This window comes from Phycicoccus sp. Soil748 (genome assembly GCF_001428025.1).
GTDB lineage: Bacteria > Actinomycetota > Actinomycetes > Actinomycetales > Dermatophilaceae > Pedococcus.
In genome coordinates this window covers 786,847-811,337 of the sequence record NZ_LMSC01000007.1, presented here as the reverse complement: position 1 = coordinate 811,337, position 24,491 = coordinate 786,847, and the positions used below count along the sequence as shown (strand labels likewise).

Genomic DNA, 24,491 nt, shown 5'->3' with positions numbered 1-24,491 from the left:
ACGAGGGAGCGTGGGAAGGCCGGCGCCGCTGTGCGTTGCACGGGTCACCGCGACCCCCACCACCGGGTTCCACCCCCATGGCCCGCGCCCACTGCACTCCCCGAGGCACCGGCCGGCCGGGACCGAGGGGCCGGGCGTGCCGGCGCCCCCGCGTCTTCCCTTCCGGGACGCCCGCTCGTCCCCTCCACCGACAGCGCCTCGACGGGGCCGGGTACCAGGAACCCGAGCAGCCGTGGGGCCACCACCCGCACCTCGTAGTCACGCAGGAACCGCTCCTTGGCCGCCGTCCCGACGCGCTCGAGCTCCGACGGCGACGTCATGAGGTCGACCAGCACCCGTGCCGCCCCCTCGACATCGTCCAGCGGCCAGTACCGGCCCTCCTCAGGAGCGTCGAACACCTCGGTCAACGCGTCCACGGCGCTCGACACGACGGGCAGACCGACCGCCATGGCCTCCATGATCGCCAGCGAGGAGGACTCCGAGTACGAGGCGTGCACGTAGGCCGAGTGACCGGGCAGGCGCTCCCGCACGTCGGCGCAGAACCCGTGCAGGACCACCTGGTGCCCCACCCCCAGCTCCTCCGCCAGTGACAGGAGCCGACTGCGCTCCGGGCCCTCGCCGTACACGTCCAGGGTGAACCGGTGACCGGAAGCCGCTGCTGCGGCGAGGACCCGCAGGAGGAAGCGGTGGTTCTTGACCGGTTCGAGGCTGCCTACGGTGACCAGCCGTCCGGGGACGGGAGCCTCGTCGTGCGCGCGCGGCGCGTCCAGGAAGTTGGGGATCACCTGGCCGGGCACGGCGTCGATCTCCGGGAGCCAGGCCTGTACGGCGTTGCGCGCCCACGCCGACACGAAGACGAGGCCGTCCACACGCGGCAGCACCCCACGCTCGGTCTCGCGGATCCAGCGGAACACCCTTCCCCCCGGCGGGATCTCGCCCTTGTTGGCCCACTCGTCGGCCTGCGAGGTGCGGAAGTGGACGGCGAGGACCACCCGCTGGTGCGGGCCCCGCCGTGCCGCGAGGGCGGCCCTGGCCGAGACCGGGCACTGGGCGTACACGGTGCAGGCGTGTCCGTCTGCCAGTCTGCGACGCAGCTCGCGGCGGAGGAAGAGCTCGTGCGAGGTGCGGTACCACCAGACGTGGACCGGTCCCGACAGCCTCTGGAGGACGGGACGCACTCCGAAGAGGGGGAACAGCAGGAGCCGGCCCAGCCGTCCTCCCCAGCTGTGCGGCGTCACGACCTCCGCGGGGTGGTCCGTCCTCGCGACGTGGCCCAACAGCTGGCGCACGTGGGTGTGCACACCCGTGGTGCCCCGCTCCCGGGCGATGGTGGCGATGAGCAGGGGCGAGCGACCCGGCGCGGTCGTCATGGCGTCGTACGCGGTTGTGGCGCCGAGGGGGAAGCCGTGGGGATGGCCGTCGCCGGATCCGGGCTCTGCGTATGGTCCGAGGGGTCCCCGGAGGTGACCGGGTTGGCCATAACGAACCGGTAGATCTGCAGGAGCCGCTCGAGGTTGTCACCCGCTCGGAACCGGCGCTCGTACGTCGTGCGCCCCTGCCGCCCCATCGCGACGAAGCGCCCGGGCTCGCGGTCCACCTCCGCGAGCGCCGCTGCGAGGGAGCCCACCTGACCGGCCTCGAAGAGCAGACCGTCGGTCCCGTGGGAGATGAGCTCGGGGAAGGGTCCCGTGCGGGGAGCGACGGCGGCCACGCCGGCGGCCATCGCCTCCACCGCCACCAGCCCGAAGGTCTCCTCCGACTTCGAGGTCAGGACACACGCCAGGGACCGGCCCAGGAGCGCGCCGACCTGGTCGCGTGGGGCCAGGCCGCAGACCTCGACGCTCGGGTGCCCGGCCCCCCACGTGCGGACCTCGTCACCCATCGGGCCGTCACCGACGACGGCCAGCCGCAGCCTCGAGTGCGGGTTGGCAGCCCGGAAGGTGTCCCAGGCCTGCATGAGGACGGCGATGCCCTTGGCGGCGTCGAGTCGCCCGACGTAGGTGACCAGGTGCTCGCGGGTGCCGGGGTGCGCGTCGCCGGCCTCCACGAAGTTGTGCTTGACGAACGTCCTCTCCGCCGGGAGGCCGAGGCCGGACATGAGGTCCTTCTGCGACTGCGAGATGAAGATGTAGGCGGAGACGAGGCGCTGCCACGCCGGACGGTGGACGATGTTCGCGACGACGATGGGGGCGGTTGCCAGGCGTGAGCCGCGGTAGCAGCCGTGTCGCAGGGCCGCGGTCCCGTGCCCGTCGGCGCAGTCGTGGCAGGGCTCGCCGTCGCGGAAGAAGCCTCCTCCGGGGCACAGGAGGCGGTAGTTGTGGATGGTCGCGACGACGGGGACACGGGCTTCACGACCGGCGTGGAGGACCGACGAGCTGAGGAGCGGGAAGGTGTTGTGCACGTGCAGGACATCGGGACGCGCGGCCTCGATCCGGCTCAGCAGGTCACGCTTCACCCCGCCGTTCCAGACCGTCGTCGCCGGCACCCCGGCCTTGCGGGCGAGCGACCAGTCGGCGATGTCGTCACTGTGGCGCTCGAAGAGCTCGACCTGGTGGCCTGCCGCCCGGAGGGCAGCAGCCTCCTGGTCGACGACGATGTTCTCGCCGCTGGGGGCCGCCGACCGGTAGCGGTTGTGGACGACCATGACCCTCATCGGGAGCCCCCCTGGGGTGCCCTGGACAACAACGACCCGGCCACCACGAGGTCCAGCAGGTAGGCCGACGCGTCGCCCAGCCCCGTCTCGGTGATGGACGACACGATGCAGTACGTGATGAGGAAGAGGGCCAGTGCGCGTCTGGGCCCCCTGGCTGCGGTGACTGCCATGGCCAGCAGCGCCCCGAGGTAGCTCACCACCAGGACGATGCCGAACCAGCCGAGGTCGAGGTAGGTGGCCACCCAGCTGCTGTCGACCGAGAGGCCCTTGAACGACTTGTCCGACAGCCCGGTCCCGAAGAGCTCCTGCAGACGGGGGCGCGTGGTGTCGGACACCGCCGACCAGACGGTGGCACGACCGGTAAGCTGGGTCGCCTGCTCCGACGACTGTCCCCGGGCGGCCCAGTTGAGGACCTGGGGCGCGAAGAAGGTGGCGCCGACGATCACCGCGGCCAGCGTCGACGCCGACGTCCGTCGGACGCGGGCGTGGCCCAGGAACAGGCTGCCCGCAGCCACGACCAGCCCCACCACGACGCCGAGCAGCGCCGTACGCGTGTGCGTGCCGACGAGGCAGGCGGTGCACAGCACGACCCCGAGCAGGGCGTGCCTCCCGCCGATGACGCGGCACATCCACAGCACGACGGAGGTGCCGAGCAGCACCGCCGCGTAGTGCGCGACGGCCGTGGGCCACATGGGCCAGATGACCCCCGCCAGGCGACCGTCGAAGGCGAAGGCCTTGCCGGGGGCCAGGAGGGCTCCGACCGCGACCGGGACCAGGGCGGCCCACAGGCAGAGCCGGTGGACCCGCAGGAGCACGAGCTCACGGGAGCCCCACCACGGCGACAGCAGCCACAGGCAGACGACGAAGCCGACCAGCCGGACGGCGCGGTACGTCGACCCCAGGAGGAACTGGCTGTGGATGCTCACGGCGAGCGCCACGACGGCCATGACCGACAGCAGCACGAGGAAGACGTTGGGACGCACGACGATCCGCGGGTTCGCCAGCAGGGCGAGCACCAGCGCGACCAGCAGCGAACCCTGCGCCATGGCATGGGTGAGCAGGGAGGGAATCGGCACGATGGTGGACACGGGGGTCGGGGTGAGCACGTTGAAGAAGAGCGCCGCCCACGCCATGAGGAGCAGGCGGGGGACCTCGGAGGCCCGTGTCTGCAGGACCCGGGCCGTCGCAGGGTCAGCGGTGGCGCCCCAGCTCCAGGTCCAGCGGCCGCCGAGGACCGGGGTGCTCACGCCCAGCTCCCTGCAGCGGGGTCCGACGCGTCGCGGCTCATCAGGCCGAGGCTCTCGTCGGTGCTGTCGCACCCGACCACCATGGCGAACGGCAGCTCCAGTCCGGCCGCCCGCACCAGCTCGGCGGTGGTCTCCAGGAGCTCCGGGGAGGACTGGCCAGCAGTCACCAACGGCACGACCTGGCCGACCCAGGTGGCGAGGCTCTCGGCGTCGAGCCCCGGGTCGATGTCGGCCAGGACGAGCACGACGTCCACCGCGTCCCACATCTCGCGCAGCTCGGTGTCGGAGCGCGGGTCGCCCCCTGCGCTGTCCGTGGCCTCCCGGAGGCCTCGTGCGAGGGACACCGATCCGGCCGGTCGGAAGACGGTCGGGGCGGCACCCCCGACCTCGCTCGCCATGCCATCCGCTGCCTCGAGGTCGCCCCGGTCCCCACCCTGCGCCGGCAGTCGGTCGACGAGGGCGCCGGAGAGGCTGAGGTCCACCAGGAGCACGGCCCGCCCGTACCCGGCGAGGAGGCCCGCCAGCGCGGCGACCACCTCGGCGGCCGCCCGGGTGTTGTCGATCGCCACGAGGGCGACGCCGGCCCGACGTCCTTCGCTCCCGGACGCGGCGTGCCGGCCGGCCGCTCCGGCCGGCGTCGCGCCTCGCTGGGACCACACGGTCGAGGACAAGCCGTGCACGAGTGTCCACAGGTCACCGCCCCGCCACGTGCGCCTGAGGAACCGGAGCGGGCCGCGGCGTCGCTCGCCCGGCCCTCGCGAGGCGACGCTGAACCGTACGGGCACGCCAAGCGCCTCCGCCACGTCCTGCCTGCGGCGCACCACGGTTGAGGTGAAGGCCCGGAACAGCACGAAGCCCATGCCCAGACCCGTTCCCGCGATGAGGCCGGAAGCCACGCTGAGGACCAGGTGCCTGGCCGGCGACCGGCCCTGGACCGTGGCCGGGTCGATGACGTGGGTGGAGGCGATCGCGGCGTCCGTGCTCAGGGAGGCATCCTCGAGGGCCGCCTGCATCTCGACGATGTGGGCGTTGATCTGGCTGCGACGGGTCAGGACGTCGGCGGCGCGGTTCTGTTCGGCGGCCCCTTTGGCGCTCGCCTCGGCGTACTCGGCGGACAGGTCGGCGACCTCCGGTCGAAGCGCGTCGATGCGTGCCTGGTAACCCTCGATCAGGCCCTTGCTGAGCGAGCGGAGCTGCTCTGCCCGGAAGGCAAGGTACTGGACGGTGAGGGCGTTGGTCCGCGCCGTGGCAGTGCGGTCGTCGGGTGCCGAGACGGAGATGGCGAGCACCTGGGCCGTCAGCGGTTCTGCGCTGACGGTGGACAGGAACGCGTCCGCAGGCACCTGCAGGTGCAGAGTCCTCAGCGTGCGCGCGGCCACCTCGCGGGTGTTCAGGAAGCTCACGTCGGTGGCCATGGCCGACTGGCCGTCGAGGTTGGCGGGGTGGGCCATGAGCACCTTGGCGGTGGCCGTGCTCGCAGGTGGAAAGAGCAGGACCATGGCCAGACCGAGCTCCGCCCCCACGAGGGCCAGCACTGCGCACGTGCGCCATCCGCGGCGCAGCGAGTTCTTCAGGTAGTGCCACGTGCCCAGCAGTGGTCGCGGCGCGCCGGTGGGCTCGTCGTCGCGGGGTTCGTCCTCGATGCGCCAGGAGACGTCGATCACCGCAGCCTCCGTCGGGTCAGTCGGGCGGTCGCCTCCGGGGCCGAGGTGGCACCGGTCATCAGCGACGGGATCGGGGTGTGTGCCCGTTCAGAAGGCAGGAGCCTTCCGGTGGTGCGGTCCAGCGGGTCCGGGTCGACCACGACGAGGCGACTGATCTGGTTGCCCGAGTCGTCGCCGGCGATGGCGACCCGCGCGAGGTCCTCCGCCGTGGCCGCCCCGGCAGTCACGGCGAGCAGCACCACCGCGGTGACCGCTCCCGGCTCGAGAACGGGGTCCTGGCGGTCCACGACCACGGGGTGCACGACGAGATCCGTGGCCTGCTGGTGCCCCGGCCGGCTGCCGACCCACAGGTTCGGGCGGGGCTGCTCGCCCGGCCCGAGGCCTGCACAGGCTGCACGGAAGGCGTTCGCGGACTCGTGCGCGAGCGCCGTCACGAGGTGGGTGCGCAGGCCGGCCGAGGCCGCGAACGACGCGAGCTGGGGGCCTACGGCCAGGGCACGGCTGTCGCCCGAGAGCGTGACGACCACGACAGTCGAACCCGCTTCGCCGGCCGGCTCCCGGGCCAGGCTGCCCGGGTGCCCCGGTGTCACCAGGCGCAGGAGCTGGCGAAGGCTCCACGTCTCCACGTTGGGCGGGGCGTAGCTCCTCAGCAGGCTGGCCCACCCGGCGACCGAACGAGGGGCGCAGCTCTGGATGGACGCCGCCACGGGCACACCGATGGCGTCGGCGACCTGGTCGCGGGTGCGCACCGCCCGCTCACGTCGGGTCAGCACCAGCAGGACGAGCATGGCGATCACGACGCCTGCTCCCGCACCGCCCAGGCCGACGAGGGCATAGCTGAGCACGGCCGACGACGTGACCGCGGGCGAGGGTGGCTCGATGATGGTCACCGCGCCGCCGGGTCGGTCGGAGGACCGGCTGTTCGCCTCGCCCTTCACCCGGTCGATCTGCAGGGCCAGGCCGGCCTGCTGGGCCGTCAGCTGCGCCAGCGCGGCCGCGTCCACCCTGCCCTGCGCGGACGAGGACAGCTCCCCACGGGCTCGCTTGGTCGTCTTCCCGATCTCGGCGTTCACGGCCGTCAGGCTGTCCTGCAGCGTGCGCAGACGGTCGAACAGCGCGGTCTGCGCCCTCTCGTCCACAGCACTGGCCGCACCGTCCAGGTAGTCGACCTCGGCCCGCGCCACGGCGCCGGCCAGGGCCTGCGCCCCGCGGGGAGTGCTCCCTGTCGTGGTGATCTTGAGCAGCTCGTTCGTCTCCGCCTCGACCGCCACCCGGTCGCCGACCTCCTGCGGCGAGAGCCTGGGCGTGACCGCCCTCCCGGCCGGACCGAGGACCGCGTCGCTCTCGGCGACCCGGACCTGGGTGTCGATGTCGTGGACCGGCGCAGCCACACTGGATCCCGCGACGACGGGGGGCAGCAGCACCTTGGCGGTGCTGCTGTACACCGGAGGGCGAAGCGACAGGGCCACTCCGCCGTCGACGGCCCCGATGAGGCCTGCCACCACCAACCACCCCGCGCGCCGTCGCGCGACCGCCCAGGCCCACCTGAGGTCGAGGGCCTGCTCGCTCACGTGTCCCCACCGCCGACCGCGAGGCCCTCCACCAACAGGTCACGTCCCGGCCCCGTCGTCGGGGCGGACGTCACCCGCAGCACGGTGGTCAGCGCCAGCTCGCCGCGCCAGCCCCCCGAGCCGAGGAGCGTCGTGCACGGTGTCCGTACCCCGAACCGCGGGGAGTACCACCCGAGCACGGGATCGGTCTCACCACGGTGGGCCGTCCACGAGAGGGCGGCAGGCAGCTGGAGCACACCACTGCCTGCGCCGGACAGGCCGGTGTGCCAGCGCAGGCGCGCCTCCCCCTCGAGGACCTCGACGTCGACCTGGGGCCCGACGTGCCACGCCAGCCGCAGCGTGCGCGGGCCCGCGGCGCTCAGCCTGTCGTGGAAGGTGACCGTCCGTGCCCGGCTGTCGAGCTCCACCGTCCGCTCGTGCACCAGGGTGGGGTCGAACCGCGCATACCCGCGGTGGCTTGCGGTCACGCTGTGCCGGTGTGCCGAGCGCTCGCAGGCTGACACGGTGGCGTCCGCCCGCGTGCTCCACAGGAACGGCCCGCCCTCGACGGCCTGGTTGCTGCCGTCCACCTCGATCGTGTTGTGCGCCAACGTGGACCGGAAGTAGCGCCGCCACTCCGGGTCCCCGTGGTAGCAGAAGGTCCCCGGGTCGACGAGCACCTCGACCCCGTCGCAGCGCACCTCGGCCGACAGCGCGTCGGCGTGGGCGTGGGCCGCGATCGAGAGGAAGCCGTGGGGGCCGCCGTCCAGCCGGCACCAGATCTCCGGGTCGTCGCCATGCGGGGTCCTGAGCAGGTGGATGCCTGCGTCCTCGTATGCGGTGGGGCGAGACGTGGGGCGACCCGGGACCTCCGTCTGTCCCGCCAGCGCGCCGAGCACCACGCCGGCGACGCTGTCGGGGACGGCCGGCCACCAGGCGAGGCGCCCGGCGACGGCTGCCCCAGCACCCAGGGCGATGCCCCACGGGTCCCGCTCGGCGTCGTCGACGAGGAGGGCGCGGCCCTCGTCACCGTCGCCCTGACGCGGGGGTCTGCCGGCCACGTCGACCAGGGCGGCAGCGGCGTCCAGCGAGGCCACGAGGAGCCGACAGGTGTCGGTCCCCAGGGGGAACCCGGCCCGGGCCCCTTCGCCCAGTGCCACGAGGCCGAGCTCGCTGACGAAGCGGTGGTAGTCGGTGGCGAGCTCCCGGTTGACGCCGCTGGGAAAAGTGTTGGCCACCAAGGTCTTCTCGAGGTCGCGTGCCGCCTCGTCGCGCCACGCAGGGCTCTCGGCGAACCACGGGAAGGCGCACGCCGCAGCGAAGCGGCCGACGGCCTCGGCGACCGCGTGGTTGTTGGCCGAGGAGCCCCGGCTGCGGAGCGCGGCGAGGTACTCCTGGTGCCACCGCAGCTGGTGCAGCGCCACCGGGTTGTCCTCGAACAGCTCCGCCGCTCCGGACCAGCCGTCGAGCAGGCGGCGGACCCAGACCCAGCTGACCAGCCGGAGGCCGACCTCGATCCCGTTCGTCCAGTGGATGCCCGACAGGAACGGGTTCGCGGCCCACCACGACCGCAGCTGCGCGGCGACCGCGACCGCGAACCGCTCGTCACCGCTGAGCCACCAGGCGGCCGCCAGCACGGTGAGGTGGTGGTGGCGGGACAGCTCCCAGACGGCCTTGACGTTGCCGGTCACGGCCTCGTCGCGGTGGTCGATGCGGAAGGCGTAGGTGTCCTGCGGTGCCCTGCGGCCTGTCGCCGTGTCGCGGAACCAGTCCGGGTCGGCGATGTCCGGACGGGGGAAGCCCAGCAGCACGTGGTGACCGGCCAGGATCCGGTTCGCCGCCGCCAGGAGGCACTCGGCCGCCTCCGGCGAGACCTCGCGCGCCAGTCCGTCCGGCAGCGTGGCCGTGAACGAGCGCTCCGGCAGCAGACCCGGCACGTGCAACGGGAGGTCGTCCCCCGGTCGTACCTGTCGGGCCGCCCAGGTGCGGTGGCGCCCCCAGTCCTCGACACGGTGCAGCACCTCACCGGCCGACATGCCGCGCAGCCGGCGCAGGTACCACGCGGGCGAGGTGGTGCTCACGGCGTCACCCCACCACCGGACACCAGGCTCTCCCCCACCGCGATGGTGGCCCGGGTCGTGGTCACCAGGGACGCCAGCGAGACGGGCATGGGCGCCCCGGTGCGCACCGCCTCGACGAACGCGGCGACCTGGGCCCGCTGCCCCTTGTCCTGACCGGTGTACGACCGCTTGACGTCCTTCCCCGACGGGCTCCACACGGTGGCGCGGGTGAAGTTGTCGAGGCGGGCGTTGCTGCCGCAGCCGGAGACGTCGAGGGTCTCCTTGGGGAAGCGGCCGTCACCGTCCGTGGCGTAGGTGACCGTCGCGAGCGAGCCGTCGCCGTACCGCAGGACGACGTGCAGGGCGAGGCCGTTGGAGGTCGCGTGGGCCGTGACCTCCACCGGGTCGTGCCCGAGCCACGCGCTGGCGGTGTCGATGAAGTGGCCGCCCTCCCCGAGGAACCGCGGGCCCTCCAGCTCCTCGTTGCGGTACCAGCTGTGCGGATCCAGCCGCCCTGCGTTGACGAGGTAGCGCAGGCTGACCGGGCCGCCCTCCTCGCCGAAGCGTCGGCGCAGGTCGGTGAACAGCGGCGCGAACCGGCGGTTGAACCCCACCATGACGCGGTCGTTCCCGGTGGCGTCCACCACCTCGAGGATGTGGTCGACCTGGTCACGGGTGAGGGCGAGGGGCTTCTCGACGAAGACCGCCTTCCCCTGCTCGAGCGCACGGCAGACGAAGTCGGCGTGGGAGTGGTGGCGCGTCACGACGAAGACGGCGTCGATGGTGGGGTCCTCGAGGACCTGCGAGGCGTCGGTCGTGACCGTGTCGAAGCCGAACTTGCGCTGGGCGTTCACCGCGGACAGGGAGCGGGTCGTCGCCACGGTCGCCAGCGAGGTCCCGGGGTGCTTGGCGAGGTGCGGGAGCAGCATCGAGCTCGCATACGCCCCGGCGCCGATGAAGCCGAGCCGCACCTGGCCCGGTGGCCGCGTGGCCGCCGCGGTGCCCCGCCGCGAGGAGCGCCGTGCGAGGGCGTCGCCCCGGCCGGGTACCCGAGGCCCCGGGTGGCCGGCGCGCTCGAGCCGCCCACGGTCGACCGAGGGCGGTTGCGGGTAGGAGAAGAGGAACCCGACGCCGGCGAGCGCGCCCGTGCGCAGGGCGTCGTACACCTGGCCGGCGTCACCGACGTCGCGGGTGCCGGACACGAGCGAGGCCACCTCGACGGAGCCGCCGGCGAGGAGGTCGAGGAAGCACCCGAGGTTGCGCCGTTCGGTCCAGCGCACGTACCCAGCGGGGTAGTCGATGCCCTCGAGCTCGTACCTGTCGTCGTAGCGTCCCGGTCCGTAGGAGCGGGAGAAGCGGACGTCGAGCTCCTTCTCGTAGTAGGCGTTCCACGGCAGGTCGAGCCTGGTCTTGCCGATGTCGACGACGCGCGCGCGGTCACGGGCGAGCCGTGCGGCCAGCTCCACGGGACCGTTCGAGTCACCGCCGGCGGCAAGGTAGACGGCGTCGGCGCCGAGACCGCCGGTGGCCTCGAGCACGACCTGCTCGAGGTACGCCGTCCCCTCGGCGTCCGGGGCGGCGCAGGCCATGGCCCCGGCCGCCTCCGCCATCCGGCACCGCTCCGGCACGGTGTCGACGCCCACGACGCGCACACCGGACGCGCTCAGGAGACGGACGACCAGCTGGCCGATCAGGCCCAGGCCGATGACGCAGGCCGTCTCCCCCAGCTGGCTCTCACCGCGGCGCACGCCCTGCATGGCGATGGCGCCCACGGTGGCGAACGCCGCGTGCTCGGGCTCGACCCCCGTGGGGACCTGGACGCAGAGGTTGGTCGGCACCCAGTTGAGCTCCGCGTGCAGGGCGAACTCGTTGCCGGCCGCCGCGACCAGGTCGCCCACGGAGAACTCCTCGGCGCCGGCACCGACCTCCACGACCACGCCGCACAGCGAGTAGCCGAGCGGGGTGTAGCTGTCGAGGGTGTTGACGGCCTTCTTGTAGGTGGCGACCGCGCCCTGCTGGGCCACCGAGTCGAGCACCTTGCGCACCTGGTCGGGCCTGGCGCGGGCCTTGCCCACCAGGGAGAGCCGGGCCTCCGTCACCTTCATCATCTCGGTGCCCGTCGAGATCAGCGAGAACATCGTGCGCACCAGCACCCCGCCCGGCTTGCACGCCGGTGGGGGCACGTCGAGGACGACGAGCTCTCCGGACCTGTAGTTCTGCGCGACCTGCCTCATGGGTTCTTCCCCGTCCCTGCACCAGTTCCCGGGCGCCGAGGGTGGATCTCCTCGGCGCGCTGCGCTCGTGTGCCCCTCACGGCGCCGCCACCCCGGCAGCCCGCGCGTTCCGGTACCACTGCTCGAGTGACATCAGCTGCCAGATCTGCTTCGACTCGTCGCGACGGCCGCTGCGCTGGTCCTCGACCAGGCGCACGAGCGGCTGCCGCCGCAGGAACCCGCTGCGCACGAGCTCGCCGTCCACCAGCACGTCGTCCACGAGCTCGCGCAGGTCGTTGGTCACCCACGCCCGGAGCGGCACACCGAAGCTGGCCTTGGGCCGGTCGATGATCTGGTCGGGCACCCACGTCCGGGCGGCGTCCTTGAGCACCGCCTTCTGGGTGCGCCCCCGGATCTTCTCCGAGCCCGGGATGGAGAAGGCGGCGGCGAACACCACCGGGTCGACGAACGGCACCCGCACCTCGGTGGAGGCAGCCATGCTGGCGCGGTCGGTGTAGGTGAGGTTGAGGCCCGCCATGAACATGCGGCTGTCGGCCAGGCACATCCGGTCGACCTGGTCGGTGAGGGTCGTGTCGGCGTAGACCCGCCGGTGGTGGTCGATCACCCCGTCGACCGCCGAGGCGAGCTCGGGGTCGAGGAGGTCGGTCAGCTCGTCCCGGTCGTACAGCGTGTAGCTGCGCCGGAAGGCCTCCTCCTCCCCGAGCTCGGCGAAGGTGAGGAACCGCTGGGCCCACCGGACGCTCCGCAGGCCGCGTTGACCGACGGCCACGGGGAGGGCGCGCACGGCGGGCCCGACCACGTGGGTGCGAAGAGTGCGCGGCACTCGTCGGTAGCGAGCCGTGAGCAGCGTCGCCAGGTGCTTGCGGTAGCCACCGAAGAGCTCGTCGGCTCCCATGCCGGACAGCAACACCTTGACGCCCGCCTGACGAGCGGCGTCGCACATGAGGAGTGTGTTGATCGCTGCAGGGTCGCCGATCGGCTCGTCGAGGATGTCGACCACACGAGGAAGGAGGTCCACGACATCGGGGCTCACCTCGATCTCGTGCAGCCGGATCCCCAGGTGCTGAGCCATGATCCGCGCGTAGCGTGCGTCGTCGGGCATCGCCTCCAGCCGCTGGTCCTCGGCGCGAAAGGCGATCGTGTAGGCCTCGATGGCCGGGTCCGCCCGGTGCGCCAGGGCCGTGACGATGCTCGAGTCGAGGCCCCCGCTGAGGAAGGAGGCCACCGGCGCATCGGAGACGAGGTGGGCCTCCACGGATGCCTCCAGCACCTCGCGCAGGTCTGCACGAGCGCCCGCCGCCGCCCGTGCCGCCTCCTGCGCTGCGTGCCAGTAGACACCGCGGGACACCGAGCCGTCGCGGTGGTAGGTGCTCCAGCTGCCCGGGGTCAGCTTGTGCACCCCCCGGACGACCTCGTAGTCCTGGGGCAACCAGTAGTACAGGGTCGAGGCGACCATCCCGGCCGGGTCGATGCGCAGCTCGTCCCCGACGGCGGCGACCACCGCCTTGAGCTCGGAGGCGAACACGACGCCGTCACCGCGTGGCAGGACGTAGAGCGGCTTGATGCCCAGCGGGTCACGGGCGAGCGTCAGGCTGTCGTCGCGGGCGTCGTGGAGGGCGAGGGCGAACATGCCGCGGAACCGCCGCAGGGCGCCGGTCCCCCACACGCGCCAGGCCTCGAGCACCACCTCGGTGTCAGAGGTGGTCGTGAAGCGGACGCCGTACCCCTCGAGTTCCATCCGGAGCTCGCGGAAGTTGTAGACCTCCCCGTTGTAGCTGAGCGTGAGGCCGTCCTTGGCGAAGGGCTGGTCCGCTGCAGCGGACAGGTCGATGATCGAGAGCCGGCGGTGGCCGAGCACGACGGACGCCTCGAGGCCGACCAGCTCCACGATGCCGCACGCGTCGGGGCCCCGGTGCGCGATCCGGTTGACCATGGCGGCGACCACGTCCTTGCCGTCGGGCTGCCGGTACGCCCCTGCCACACCACACACGGCTAGACCTCCGCCCCGGCACGGACCGTGCGCGACCCCGCCCGGTCGCGACCGCTCAGCTCGTCGAAGACGGCGCGGTAGCCCCGGCGCTGGTGCTCCCAGGCCAGCGTGCGTTCGACCCGCTCCCGGCCCCGCCGGCCCATCTCGGCACGAGCCTGCGGGTCGTCGAGCAGGTCGACCACGGCGCGGGCGTAGGCCTCCACGTCCCCCGGGGGGACGTAGACCGCGGCATCAGCCGCGGACACCCTCGTCTCCCGCAGGTCGAAGGCCACGACGGGGAGCTCGAAGGACATGTACTCCATCGTCTTGTTCATCGTCGAGACGTCGTTCAACGGGTTCAGTGGGTCGGGCGACAGACCCACGTCGGCCGTGGAGAAGACGTCCGCGACGACCTCGTCCGACACCCGTCCCGGCATCTCGACGACCTCGGTGAGGCCGAGCCGGTCGCGTTCGGCCACGAGCTCGCCCCAGCAGTCGCCGCTGCCCATGAGAGTGAAGGTGACGTCCTTGCGGCCCATCTGGTTGACGACGACGTCCGCGGCGCGCAGGACGATGTCGACCCCGTCCTGAGGCCCCATGACACCCAGGTAGCACACGAGGTGCGGCCTCGCACGCCGCAGCCCGGGCTTGGCCTCGCGGCGACGGAGCTGCTGCGGGTCGGGCCCGGTACGGACGACGGTCACGTGCTCGGGCCGCTTCCGACCGCGGGCGCGGGCGATCGCGGCATACGAGTCGTTGGTCGAGATGACGCGGTCAGCCGTGCGAAAGGTCATGCGCTCCAGGAAGAGCAGCCCCTCGAGGAGCGCCGGACGACCATCGGGGAAGCGCGAGCGGAACAGCTCGGGGCAGAGGTCGTGGTGGTCGAAGACGAAGCGCGTCCCGTCGGGCAGCCGCAGGATCCGCGCCAACGGCCAGAAGATGTCCGGCGGGTTGCAGGCCTGCATGACCGCGAACCGGCCATGGCGACGAGCCCAGAGGACCAACCGCGCGGTGGCCAGGAACGAGTAGGCGTACTCCACGACGAATCCCAGCGCGCTGCCGCCTGGAGCGTACGGACGGTACGCCAGGATCCGCACGCCGTCGACCAGCTGCTCCGGCCCGGTGCCCTCGCCCTGTGGGCAGACCACCGTGACGTCGTACCCCGACTCCACCAGCGTCCGGCACTCGAGCCAGACGCGTCGGTCGAAGGGGACGGGCAGGTTCTGCACGATGATCAGGACGCGCGGCTGCGCGGCCGAGGTGGCCGGACGTATCCTCACCAGCTCACTCCTGCGTAACCGGAGAGCTGTTCGACGTCCTCGCCGAGTCGGCCGTGCAGGTCGATGACGAGCTTGGGCGACGCGGCGGTCACGGCGCGCAGCGCCTCGGCGTCGGATGAGCTCACGATCACGACCTCGGCACCGTCCAGGGCCTCCTCCGGGGTGGCGGCGAGGAGCCGGTTCACGTGCGCCAGCTTGCTCTGGAGGTGGCGCAGGTTGGCGCCGATCAGCTTGTCCGGATTCACGATCGGGTCGTAGATGCGCACGTCGAGTCCCTTGCCGACGAACCGTTCGGCCACCTCGAGGTTCGGGCTCTCCCGGAGGTCGTCGGTGTCCATCTTGAAGCTCAGCCCGACGAGGCAGACGCTGCGGTACTCGGTCTGCAGGACCCGGTCGACGACCGAGCGGACGAGCATCTCGTTGCTGCTGAGGGCTGAGCCGACCATGGGGATCTCGACGTCGTGCGAGCGTGCCATGCTCTGCAGCGCCCGCAGGTCCTTGGGCAGGCACGAGCCGCCGAAGGCGAATCCCGGGCGCAGGTAGGCGTGGGAGACATTGAGCTTGGTGTCCTGGATGAAGATGTCCATGACCCGACGGGAGTCGACGCCGAACGCGGCGAACACCCGCCCCATCTCGTTGGCGAACGTGACCTTCACCGCGTGGAAGGCGTTGCAGGCGTACTTGAGCGACTCGGCGGTCCCGAGGTCGACGTAGTGGATGTCGTGGCTGAGGAACGCGAACAGCTCACGCAGCGCCACCTGCGCCCTGGCGTCGTCGGTGCCGACGACCACGAAGGGCGGGGCGAAGAAGTCCTCGACGCCGCTTCCCTCGCGCAGGAACTCGGGGCACATCGCGATGGCGACCGACCAACCCTGCGGCAGCTCACCGGTCACGAGCGGCCCGAGCACCTTCGCACACGTGCCCGGGGGGACCGTGGAGCGGACCACCACCGTGTGGACACCGCCCTCGGGAGGCGTCGCTTCCCGCATGCTGTCACGCAGGTCCTCGACGGCGCGCCGGAGGTAGGTGAGGTCGCTGTCGCCCCGCGCCGACGACGGTGTGCCGACGCACAGGAGGGATACGTCCGCGCACTCGAGCGCGTGCCGTGCCTCGGTCGTCGCCTCCAACCGCCCCGATGCGACGGAGCGGCGCACCAGGTCGCCGATGCCGGGCTCGACGACCGGGCTCTGCCCACGAGAGATCGCGTCCACCTTCATGGGGTCGACATCGACGCCCACCACGTGGTGCCCCCGCGAAGCCAGGCCGGCGGCGGTGACCGTCCCCACGTAGCCCAGTCCGAACACTGCGACCTTCATGCTCGTACCTCCAAGTCGAGAGCCTCAGCCCTGCACTGCCCGTGCGCCGGGGAGGAGTGGGCAGCGCCCGGTTCCTGCGGTTCATATTCGCTGCCACGGGGATGCGACGGTTCGTCCGGAACGCTCAACGACCCTCGCCCTAATGGTGGAAGTCAAAAGGGCGGCGCGGATTCGTCTTCCTCATGCCGACGACACAGGACCCAACCGCAACAAACGACTAATGCCCCGGGTGCAGCGATACGGCAACGGCATCAGACCGACTACGTCTCGCAGCACCGACCCAGCGGTCAGGCGTAGAAGGATCACCGTGAGCAGCACGGTCCCAACTCCGTTGAGCCCCAACGGAATCCAGTCACCAACGCCGCCTCCTACCACCGGGTGGAGCAGCAGCCCGACACCCGTGGCGAACACGGACGGCAGCAGCACCGTGGCGAATGGCCGCGCCACTGCTGAGACGGATGCGTCGACGAAGTGCGCCACGAGGACCCACCTCGCGACGGTGGCCACGAGTGCCACGCCCACGAACCCGACGGTCACGCCGACGAGGCCCCAGCGCACCCCGACCGCGGTGACCGCGACGGTGGCGGCATCGACGGCGAGGGCGTACGCGAGCCATGTCCCGGGTCGGCCCACCCCGTAGGACAACCCGTGGTCGAGCATGGCCCCGATGGTCACCATGCCTGCGACGGCGAGCGCCTGCGCCGGTCTGACGCTCTCCTGCCACTGCGACCCGAACAGCGCCGGCACCAGCCCCGGAGCAGTGACCACGATGAGCACCATCACCGGCGCCACGACGGCGTAGGCCACGCCGAGGGCCTTGAGGTAGGACGAGCGGAGGCGGTCGGCGGAGGCGCGCACCTTGGCGAAGACGACGGTCGACACCGGCGTCAGCGACACGGCGGTCAGCTCCTGCGCCGTCACGACGAGCCGCTGACCGACGTTGAGCAGGCCCAACGCTGCCGGTCCGAGCGTCACCGTGATGATCCAGCTCTCGACCCACATCCTTACGGCCCCAACGACATCGACGCTAGACACCCGCACGCCGAAGGCGGCCATCTCACGGAACAGGCGTGGAGACAGCTGGAAGGAGGGCACCCACCGCGCACTGCGCCACGCCAGCACCGCGATCACCCACTGGGTCGTCACGACCTGGCCGACAAGCGCCCACACGCCACCGCCGCGCAGCGCCAGCACCACAGCGACCCCTTGGGCAAGCAGGGCCGCGACCAGGCTCTGCAGCGCCAACGAGCGGAAGCGCATCGACCGACGCAGGAGCGCGAGCGGCACCGACGTCAGGACGGTCGGCACGACGGCCAGGACCAGTGACCTCAGGACCTGGCGCAGGTCCGGGTTGCGGAAACCCGTTGCCACCACAGGGGCGGCGAGCCACAACGCACCGGCGAGCACCACCCCGGCCGCGGCGGAGGCCCAGAAGGCCGTGCTGAGGCTGCGGCGGTCGACCTCATCGGACTGGAGCAGGAAGGTGGAGAAGCCGAGGTCGGCGAGCAGGTACAGGAGAGGGATCACCGTCATGGCGGCGGCGACCACACCGAACTCGAGCGGGGAGACGTGCCGCGTCAGCACGACCAGGGTGACGAAGCCGCTGACACGGACAGCCCACTTCTGGGCGGCGAGCCACAGCATCCCGGACGCCGCGCGACGGCCGAGCTGCTCCTCGTGCGGGGTCTCCTGCTGAACGCCCAAGGGTCCGCCGTTCAGCGGCGTCCGCGCACGACGCGGAGCAGCACGTCCACCACCCGCTCCTGCTGCCCCGGGCTGATGCCCGGGAACATCGGCAGCGACAGGATCTGTCCGGCTGCGCGCTCGGCGACCGGGAACTGACCCACCGCGCCACCGAGGTGTGCCATCGCCGGCGTGAGGTGGACCGGGACGGGGTAGTGGATGGCGGCCCCGATGCCGTTCTCCTGGAGCTCTCGCAGGACGCGGTCGCGCTCGGCGACCCGCACGACGTACAGGTGCCAGACGTGGTCGTTCCCGGGCAGCGTGGTGGGCGTGCGAACCTCCTCGACCGACTCGAGCAGCTCCGCGTACCTCGTTGCTGCTGCACGGCGCTCGGCGTTCCAGGCGTCGAGTCGGCGCAGCTTCGCCCGGAGCACCACGGCCTGGAGCGTGTCGAGCCGTGAGTTGAACCCCACCACCGTGTGCTCGTACTTCGCCGGGCTGCCGTGCGCTCCGAGCAGACGCACCCGGCCCGCCAGCTCCGCGCTGGACGTCGTGACGCCTCCCGCGTCGCCGTAGGCACCGAGGTTCTTGCCCGGGTAGAAGCTCGTGGCAGCGACGTCGCCGAACGTCCCGGCCGAGCGCCCCTCGCGGGTCGCCCCCTGGGACTGGGCTCCGTCCTCGACGACGGCGACGCCGCGCTGTCGGAGCATCGGCACCAGCTCTTCGAACGGCGCGACCTGGCCGTAGAGGTCGACCGGGATCACCGCTCGGGTGCGCTCCGTCAGCACGCCCTCCACCTGACCGGGGTCGATCAGCAGGGCGTCGTCGTCGACGTCCACCAGGACGGGGGTGGCCCCCGCCCGGACCACGGCTTCCGCGGTCGCGATGAAGGTGTTGGCCGGCACCACCACCTCGTCGCCCGGGCCGACGTCGAGGGCCCGCAGGGCGAGCTCGAGCGCCTCGGTGCCGTTGGCCACCCCGACGCAGAAGCCTCCGCCGGTGTACTCCGCGTACTCCTGCTCGAACGCCGCCACGGACTTGCCGCCGATGTAGTCAGCGGCAGCCAGGACGTCGGCGAAGCCTGCCTCGACCTCGGCGGCGATCTGGGCATGCTGCAGGGACAGGTCGACGAGCGGGATGGTGTTCACGGGGCACGCCTCCTGGGCGGTGGTGGGAGCACGTCGCGGGAGCATCACGCCGCCTTCAGTCCTGCGGCACGGCGGATGACATCGACCACGACCGTCTGCTCGGACTCGGTCATGGTGTGGAAGAGCGGGAGGATGAGGGTGGTGTCGGTCAGCCGCTCGGTCGTCGAGAGGTCGCCGTGCGGGTGGCCCGCGTACGCAGGTTGCCGGTGCGCCGCCATGATCCCGGAACGGGCCGAGACACCCTCGTCGGCGAGGGCGGCCAGCATCTCGTTGCGCGACAGCGGGAACCCGCTGTCGAGCTCGACCCAGAACGACTGGAAGTTCGACTGGCCCCACTCGGGGTCCTGGACGGTGCGCAGCCCCGGGACGTCCGCGAGCATCGCCTGGTAGCCGGCGGCAAGGACCCGGCGACGGCGCACCATCTCCGACAGCTTGCCGAGCTGTACGAGGCCGACCGCCGCCTGGATGTCGGTCATCCTGAAGTTGAAGCCGACCTCCAGGTAGCTCTCGATGACCGGCTGCCGGCTCTGGTGCCGTGCGGCGGCGCTGACGCTCATGCCGTGCTCTCGCTGCCGCCGCGCCCGCTCGGCCACCTGTTCGTCCGACGTCGTCAGCATCCCGCCCTCGCCGGTGGTGAGCAGCTTGCGCGGGTGGAACGACCAGGCCGCCATGAAGGCACCCGCACCGACGGGGGCGCCGCGGTACTGCGAGCCGGCTGCGCAGGCGGAGTCCTCGACGAGCGCGACACCGCGGCCGTCGCACAGCCGCCGCAGCGGCTCGACGTCCGCGGGCACGCCGCCCTGGTCCACGACCACGACGGCCCGCGTGCGTGCAGTCAGCACCGGCTCCACCGTGCGCACGCTGAGGTTCCCGCTGTCGGCCTCGACATCGGCGAAGACCGGCGTGCCACCTACGTACACGACGCAGTTCGCCGTGGCGATGAAGGAGAACGAAGGGACCACGACCTCGTCGCCGGGCCCGATGCCGAGCAGGTGCAGCGCAAGGTGCAGGGCCGTCGTGCAGGAGGAGACGGCCACGCCGTGCGCCGCGCCGACGTGGGCCGCGAAGGCCGACTCGAACTCAGCCACCCGAGGGCCCTGCGCGAGCCAGCCGGAGGCCACGGTCTCCGCCGCCGCCTCCGCCTCCCGGTCGTCCAGCCAGGGCTTCATCACCGGGATCATGCAGTCCTCCGTCGAGCTCCGAGGTCAACCTGTGGCGCCGCCGCCGCCGCGCCACGGAGCGTGCCGGCGCCGGGACGACGGGCACGCACGAGAGGGCGAGAGGCGGGGGGCTTCACGACGCGGCCTCCAGCAGCGTCGAGCGCATGACGAGCGACGTCCTGGCGATGTCGTAGCACAGCACCGCACGGTCTCGTCCGGCGTCGGCCAGGTGGTGGCGCCGGTCGGCGTCGTTCACCAGCTCATCGAGGGTGCGACCCAGCTCCGGCGCCGACCCGGCGCGGAACAGGGCGCCGGCACGACCACCGTCCAGGAGCTCGGGTATGGCTCCCACCGAGGTCGCTACGACGGCACAGCCGGAGGCCAGCGCCTCGATGACCGCGACCGGGACGATGTCCTGCCCGGTCGGGAGGACGAAGATGTCGCTGCGGCCGAGCAGGTCCGCGACCGCCGCGACGTCGCGGACGTCCCGGTGGCCGATGACTCGAGCCGGCAGGTCCACCGGCGCCTGCGGCGAGACGAGGTGCAGCTCCCATCCCGTGGTCCTCGTCGTCCGCGCCCAGTCCAGCAGCAGCTGCCCACCCTTGCGGTCGAAGTCGTAACCGACGAAGGCGATCCTCACGACGTCGCCGTCACGCTGGCGAGGGAAGAACAGGTCGGTGTCGACTCCGGGAGGCACGACGCGCAGGCGCTCACCGGGGACGCCCTCGTCGTCCATCAGGTGCTGGGCCGTCCACTCGGAGAGTGCGACCACCCGTCGCGCGCCGGACATGGCACGGTCGACCGCCAGCTGGAGCGGGCGGCTCCGCAACGAGGGGCGACTGCGGGGCGGCACCCGTGAGTCCGCTGACGCATAGGCGCGCGGTGTCGCGTCGGTGCAGACCACGTATCCCGGCAGGCGCCTGGTCATCGCCCCCACCGCCACCCAGTGGGTGTGCAGGAGCAGGCAGTCGACAGCGGAGAGGTCCAGCGTCGACAGGACGGTGCGAGCGTTCCAGGCGACGTGCAACGGGAAGAGCTTCCTGTGGCGCGGAACCCCCGCCGGGGCCTCGTGGGCCACCGGGTGCCAGTCGATGGCGATCAGCGGGTCGGAGGCGAGCGAGGCCTGGATCGACCTGGCGAAGGAGCGGTGGCCCATCGCGTCCTCGAACAGGGCCTCACACCGCACCCTCGCCGAGCCCGTCCGGTCGTCGCAGGCGCTCACACGCCGCGCCGATGCCACCGGTACCGCCGGACGCGGTGCTCGATGCGACGTCTCGAGGTCAGTGCGCTGGCGACGGCGTAGGCGGTCGGAGCCGATGCTGCTCGCCAGCGCCGCCACGCCTCGAGCTCGCGCCACTGCCACGTCGAGGTCACGCCCGCGTCGGCTGCCGCAGCGAACTCGACGTACCCGTCGATGTCGCCCGCGGCAGCGGCGTCCTTGACGAGGAGCCCCGAGGCGTCCTCCAGGGCCTCTTCCGCCAGTCGCCGCCGGGCCGTGCCCGCATGGGCGCCGGCCGGGTGCCCGTCCGGGAGGCTGCCGAAGAAGCTCTCGAACGCCTCCCTCCTGTGCTGCAGGTCCACGAGCTCGTTCGCGTATGAGGTCTGCATCATGCTGCTCGCATGCATGCGCCGGAACGCCTGGTCGGGTCCGTCGATGTGTCCGACGTCCGCCACCGCGGCGATCCGCAGCCACATCTCCAGGTCCGCCGTGTGGGGCAGCAGCGCGTTGTACCCACCCACGCGCCTCTGCACCTCCGTGCGCACCACCGCTTCCGGCGAGTAGATGCAGCTCTGGCCCCGCCGCGCCTGTGCGGCGATCCAGTCCTGTCCCTGCCACACCCGCCACCTCGCCCGGCGGGCCGCGGCCGCAGGCGCTGCCCCGTCCCAGAAGCTGCGCGGACGCCCGTACACCAGCCCCACCGACGGATGGGCGTCGAGCAGCGCCGTCGCGCGCGTCAGGGCCCCCGGTGCCAGCTTGTCGTCCGCGGAGAGCAGCACGACATAGGTGGTCGTCGCGGCTGACAGGCCTTCGTTGTACGTCGCGATGTGCCCTTGGTTGCGGCGGTGGACGACCACCTCGACGCGATCGTCGGACGCTGCGAGCGCGCGGGCGGTCTCGGCGCTGCCGTCGGGCGACGCGTCATCGATCACGAGCACCCTGACGTCGACCCCGGGCTGGTCGGTGAGGGCGCTCCCCACCGCCTCCCCGAGGAACCGGCCGTAGTTGTAGCAGGGGATGACGACGGTCACCGACGACGTCCCACTCCCCCGCGACGGTGGTGCGCCGTCCCCGGGTCCGGGTGCCGGGTGCGGCTCGGGCCGTGCCCCGGTCCGCTCGTCCCGCCCAGGAGGGGTGACGTCTTCGTGGTCCCGCAAGGACATCCGGCTCACCGGCCACTCGGAGCGCTCAGCCGTGATGCCGTCGAGCTCCCCGGATCGCCTGCGCGGGGGCGGTCCCTCGCCCCGGTGGCGATCGCCTCTCGCTGGGGCCTCCACCACGCGACCAGCTCGCGCAGTCCTTCCTCCAGGCCGACCGTGGCCGTGAACGACAGGTCCCGCTCCGCGGCCGAGGTGTCCGCCAGGCGTCGGGTGACCCCGTTGACCGCCCGCTCGGGCCCGTGCTCCACCTCGAGGTCCGAGTCCATGGCCCGCAGGAGCGCCTCGGCCAGTCCCAGCAGGCTCGTCTCGACCCCGCTCGCGATGTTGTAGACGCCCTCGCGCACGTCGCTCGTCGCGGCCAGCAGGTTGCTGCGGGCGATGTCGCGGGTGAAGACGAAGTCCATCGTCTGTCGGCCGTCGCCGAAGATGAGCGGCGGCCTGCCGTCGGCGATCCGCTCCATCCACCTCACGAGCACCTCGGTGTAGAGGCCGTGCACGTCCATGCGGGGCCCGTAGACGTTGAAGTAGCGCAGCCCGACGTGGTCGAGCCCGTACATGGCACGGAAGCTGCGGGCCAGCCCCTCGTTGAAGGACTTCGCCGCCCCGTAGATCGTGTCGTTGTTGTGGTGGTGGTGCCGTTCGGTGGTGGGGAACTCCTCGGCCAGGCCGTACACCGACGCGGACGACGCGAACACGACCTTGTCCACGGCGTGCTGGGCAGCGGCCTCGAGGACGGTGAAGGTGCCGTCCACGAGCACCTCGAGCGCCAGGCGCGGCTCCTCGACGCACTGGGTGATGCGGATGGCGGCCTGGTGGAACACCAGGTCCTTGCCCCCTACCACGTCGTGGACCAGGTCCCGGTCACGCAGGTCGCCCTCGACGAGGGTCACCCGGCCGGACTCGAGCGCGTCCTCGAGGTTCTCCCGGCGGCCGCGCACGAGGTTGTCCAGGACGTCGACGTGCTCCACGCCGGCCTCGAGGAGCTGGTCGACGATGGTCGAGCCGATGGTCCCCGCGCCGCCGGTGACGAGGACGGTAGCGCCTCGCAGGTCGGTCACCAGGCACCCCTTCGTCCGGCGCCGACGGACTGCGCGAGCTGGAGGTCCGGGGGCATGGCGACGGGTGCCATCGCGCCCACCCGACGCTGGCTCTCGCTGGCAGCCTCCAGGACGGCGAGGACCCGCAGTCCCGACCGCCCGTCCGTCACCGCAGGGCGGCCGTCGGTGATGGCCGACGCGTACTCCTCCACCATGACGGCGAGCGCCTCTCGTTCGGGCAGGACCGGTGCGTGCATGTCACCCAGCCGGTAGCTGACGTTGACGGCTCGCTTCTGGGCGAGCGCCTCGTCCTCCGTCGTGGCCTCCAGGTCGATGCCGCGGTCGTAGACGGACAACCGCTGCTGGGGGTTCAGGTCGTCCCAGACCACGGTCTTGCGGCTGCCGCCGACGACCATGTGACGGATCTTCGTGGGGCTGAGCCAGTTGACGTGGACGTTGGCGATCGCGTTGCCCGGCAACGGCATCGTGAGGTAGCCCAGGCACGACTTCCCGGTGCCGATCGGGTCCGCACCGCGCGCCGAGACCTCGAGCGGGGCCAACCCACCCGGGAGGATGAAGTCGAGGATGGACAGGTCGTGCGGGGCAAGGTCCCAGAAGACGTCGACATCCGGCTGCACCAGGCCGAGGTTGATCCGCACGGAGTCCACGAAGAGGATGTCGCCGAGCTCACCGCTCTGGACGAGCGCGCGCAGGTGCTGGACCGGCGGCGTGTAGCAGTAGGTGTGGTCGCACATGAGGACGAGCCCGAGCTCCTCGGCCCGCTGCACCATCCGCACGGCGTCGGCGCGGCTCGAGGCGAGCGGCTTCTCCACGAGCACGTGCTTGCCTGCCTCCAGCGCCGCCAGCGCCAGGCCGCAGTGGGTCCGTGCCGGGGTCGCGACCGCGACGGCGTCGACGTCCGGGCGTGCGAGCAGCTGCTCCACGGAGGTCTCCACCTCGACGGTGCTGCGTCCGCCGACGACCCGCCCCGCCCGCGTGGCGTCGAGGTCGCAGACAGCCACGAGATCCCAGGAGTCGCTGTTGCGGAAGCTCCGGACGAGGTTCGGGCCCCAGTACCCCGCCCCGATGACGCCCACGCGAACGGTCATCG

Annotated in this window: 17 protein-coding genes; all 17 read right to left on the bottom strand. The window is 72.1% G+C overall.

Translation table 11 applies throughout. The features are described from left to right. Positions 1-44: 44 nt before the first annotated feature. The 17 genes from ASG70_RS11485 to ASG70_RS11405 all read right to left on the bottom strand — a co-directional run bounded on the left by ASG70_RS11485 (position 45) and on the right by ASG70_RS11405 (position 24,489). Entirely contained in the window at positions 45-1,370 is a 1,326-nt protein-coding gene (locus ASG70_RS11485; protein ID WP_056883897.1) for a glycosyltransferase family 4 protein, read from the bottom strand. Continuing rightward, on the bottom strand, positions 1,367-2,653 hold the full coding sequence (locus tag ASG70_RS11480) for a glycosyltransferase (RefSeq protein WP_082590555.1): 1,287 nt from the start codon (positions 2,651-2,653) through the stop codon (positions 1,367-1,369). The genes ASG70_RS11485 and ASG70_RS11480 overlap by 4 nt, the downstream gene beginning before the upstream one ends. Continuing rightward, positions 2,650-3,900 (bottom strand): O-antigen ligase family protein, encoded by a 1,251-nt coding sequence (locus ASG70_RS11475; RefSeq protein ID WP_056883896.1) that lies wholly within the window; start codon positions 3,898-3,900, stop codon positions 2,650-2,652. Before ASG70_RS11475 ends, ASG70_RS11480 begins: the two co-directional genes overlap by 4 nt. Further along, on the bottom strand, positions 3,897-5,564 hold the full coding sequence (locus tag ASG70_RS11470) for a hypothetical protein (RefSeq protein WP_056883895.1): 1,668 nt from the start codon (positions 5,562-5,564) through the stop codon (positions 3,897-3,899). The genes ASG70_RS11475 and ASG70_RS11470 overlap by 4 nt, the downstream gene beginning before the upstream one ends. Next, a complete protein-coding gene (locus tag ASG70_RS11465; protein ID WP_056883894.1) occupies positions 5,561-7,135 on the bottom strand; it encodes a hypothetical protein in 1,575 nt (524 codons plus the stop codon). The genes ASG70_RS11470 and ASG70_RS11465 overlap by 4 nt, the downstream gene beginning before the upstream one ends. Then, positions 7,132-9,195, bottom strand: coding sequence for an alginate lyase family protein (locus tag ASG70_RS11460; RefSeq protein WP_200949252.1), 2,064 nt, complete (start codon positions 9,193-9,195; stop codon positions 7,132-7,134). The genes ASG70_RS11465 and ASG70_RS11460 overlap by 4 nt, the downstream gene beginning before the upstream one ends. Beyond that, positions 9,192-11,408 carry a bi-domain-containing oxidoreductase gene (locus tag ASG70_RS11455; protein ID WP_056883893.1) on the bottom strand — a complete coding sequence of 739 codons (2,217 nt, stop codon included), beginning with the start codon at positions 11,406-11,408 and terminating at the stop codon, positions 9,192-9,194. Before ASG70_RS11455 ends, ASG70_RS11460 begins: the two co-directional genes overlap by 4 nt. 76 nt (positions 11,409-11,484) lie before the next feature. Beyond that, positions 11,485-13,389 carry an asparagine synthase (glutamine-hydrolyzing) gene (gene asnB, locus ASG70_RS11450; protein WP_200949251.1) on the bottom strand — a complete coding sequence of 635 codons (1,905 nt, stop codon included), beginning with the start codon at positions 13,387-13,389 and terminating at the stop codon, positions 11,485-11,487. Between the two features lie 11 nt (positions 13,390-13,400). Beyond that, positions 13,401-14,657, bottom strand: coding sequence for a glycosyltransferase family 4 protein (locus tag ASG70_RS11445; RefSeq protein ID WP_235531452.1), 1,257 nt, complete (start codon positions 14,655-14,657; stop codon positions 13,401-13,403). Beyond that, positions 14,654-15,973, bottom strand: coding sequence for a nucleotide sugar dehydrogenase (locus ASG70_RS11440; protein ID WP_056883891.1), 1,320 nt, complete (start codon positions 15,971-15,973; stop codon positions 14,654-14,656). Before ASG70_RS11440 ends, ASG70_RS11445 begins: the two co-directional genes overlap by 4 nt. A gap of 180 nt (positions 15,974-16,153) precedes the next feature. After that, positions 16,154-17,677: a lipopolysaccharide biosynthesis protein gene (locus ASG70_RS11435; protein WP_156399946.1), complete on the bottom strand. Its 1,524-nt coding sequence runs from the start codon at positions 17,675-17,677 to the stop codon at positions 16,154-16,156. Positions 17,678-17,688: 11 nt separating this feature from the next. Further along, entirely contained in the window at positions 17,689-18,804 is a 1,116-nt protein-coding gene (locus tag ASG70_RS11430) for a DegT/DnrJ/EryC1/StrS aminotransferase family protein (RefSeq protein ID WP_235531451.1), read from the bottom strand. 44 nt (positions 18,805-18,848) lie between these two features. Further along, entirely contained in the window at positions 18,849-19,973 is a 1,125-nt protein-coding gene (locus ASG70_RS11425; RefSeq protein WP_200949250.1) for a DegT/DnrJ/EryC1/StrS aminotransferase family protein, read from the bottom strand. Positions 19,974-20,097: 124 nt separating this feature from the next. Further along, positions 20,098-21,150: a glycosyltransferase family 4 protein gene (locus ASG70_RS11420; protein ID WP_156399945.1), complete on the bottom strand. Its 1,053-nt coding sequence runs from the start codon at positions 21,148-21,150 to the stop codon at positions 20,098-20,100. 32 nt (positions 21,151-21,182) lie between these two features. Further along, positions 21,183-22,214 carry a glycosyltransferase family 2 protein gene (locus ASG70_RS11415; RefSeq protein WP_056883887.1) on the bottom strand — a complete coding sequence of 344 codons (1,032 nt, stop codon included), beginning with the start codon at positions 22,212-22,214 and terminating at the stop codon, positions 21,183-21,185. 137 nt (positions 22,215-22,351) lie between these two features. Next, complete coding sequence (locus ASG70_RS11410) at positions 22,352-23,401, bottom strand: NAD-dependent epimerase/dehydratase family protein (protein WP_082590551.1); 1,050 nt, start codon at positions 23,399-23,401, stop codon at positions 22,352-22,354. Then, on the bottom strand, positions 23,398-24,489 hold the full coding sequence (locus tag ASG70_RS11405; protein WP_056883886.1) for a Gfo/Idh/MocA family protein: 1,092 nt from the start codon (positions 24,487-24,489) through the stop codon (positions 23,398-23,400). Before ASG70_RS11405 ends, ASG70_RS11410 begins: the two co-directional genes overlap by 4 nt. Between the last annotated feature and the right edge of the window lie 2 nt (positions 24,490-24,491).